The sequence below is a fragment of the Endozoicomonas sp. SESOKO4 genome (genome assembly GCF_024606275.1).
On sequence record NZ_JAHHPS010000383.1, the window covers coordinates 1 to 1,031 of the forward strand.

Consider the following 1,031-nt stretch of genomic DNA (forward strand, 5'->3'; position numbering starts at 1 on the left):
GGCAGGCTCTTTCAATAGCTTCCTTTATTCTGACTCTGCTGATGGTAACGGAGGCCCTCAACAATCTCTGCATTCTTTGGATTTAAATTGTTTCGTCTCTCCCTGTCATGGCGTTTGCCAATTCCGACCATCATCCGATAGCAGTGAGACCACTGAATGGCCGATAAATTTCGCAGAACATTCAACAGGCCACACAGCAACAACGCCTGAACAAAGCTCATGCCCACATTTGTACAATGGACACTGCTCAGAGTGCACAGGTCATTTGACCAACATGGATGTTCTACCCATGGATGGCAATGCCCGCCCCGCTGTCCCCACGGACACTGACGCACCAGTGGAGTGCGATCCCTGTCCTATTTGTCTGGTTCACTTCCATGGTCGTGATGAAGCGCCTCTGGTCGTCAAAACCCAATGTTGTGGCAAGCACTTCGATCTGGACTGTATTTCGAAGTGTTTTGTCGAACAGCCCGTCGGCTCTCGCCGTTGTGCAGTGTGTCGCCAAGACCCAATGCCTATGGTGAATGTGAACACCGATGAGTCTCACCCGGATGAGTTTTTCCCCGATCGGGCGTTTTATCTTGCTTGTCTTGAGGGAGATTTGGATCAGGTGGAAATGTCACTGGCAGACGGCGTCAATGTCGATGCCGTTATTGTCATTATGGATGATGATTCCACTGCCTTGATGTTGGCAGCTGGTGGCGGGCACAAAGATATCGTCAAACGCTTGATCAACGCCGGGGCAAATATCAACGCTGCCTGTTCGAGTGGTACCACCGCACTGTTCGTGGCTGCCCAGGCAAATAACACCGACTGCGTGAAAATCCTGATCGAAGCCAAGGCGGATCTCAACGCTGCCCGTTCTATTGGCGCCACCCCGCTGTACATCGCTGCCCAGGAAAATAACACCGACTGCGTGAAACTCCTGATCGAAGCCAAGGCGGATCTCAACACCCGGACTAAGAATGGCGCCACCCCGCTGTTCATCGCTGCCCAGGAAAATAACACCGACTGCGTGAAACTTCTGATCG

General features: G+C 52.2%; 1 protein-coding gene. It reads left to right on the forward strand.

All coding sequences use genetic code 11. The features are described 5' to 3' along the window. A partial coding sequence (locus KDK16_RS07600; RefSeq protein ID WP_257275407.1) for an ankyrin repeat domain-containing protein occupies positions 1 to 1,031 on the forward strand: 1,031 nt, incomplete at both ends.